The 272-nt window shown below is 71.7% G+C and carries 1 pseudogene; it reads right to left on the bottom strand.

What is annotated here, in order from left to right:
- Positions 1–272, bottom strand: a pseudogene (locus ABD665_RS21710) (erythritol/L-threitol dehydrogenase); the annotation flags it as partial.

The following is a 272-nucleotide window of genomic DNA, read 5'->3' as shown; positions in this document are numbered from 1 at the left end:
AGGGCGATGACGAGGCGCGGGCTCTTGGCCTTGGACCCGGCGATCATGCCGAGGCCGATGGGCCCGCAGCCGGCGACGACGACGACGTCGTCGAAGGTGAGGCGGGCGCGTTCGACGCCGTGCAGGGCGCAGGAGAGCGGTTCGGCGAACGCGGCGTGGGCGGGGGGGATGTCGCCGCTGACCTTGTGGACGAGGCTGTCGGTGGTGAAGACCATGTAGGTGGCCATGGCGCCGGGGGTGGCGCGCTTGAAGCCGTACATGTCGTGGCGGGC

Origin of the sequence: Microlunatus spumicola, from assembly GCF_039536445.1 — a bacterium.
Lineage (GTDB): Bacteria > Actinomycetota > Actinomycetes > Propionibacteriales > Propionibacteriaceae > Microlunatus > Microlunatus spumicola.
Note: the sequence above shows the minus strand (reverse complement) of the source record. Positions and strands in the feature narration are given on the sequence as shown.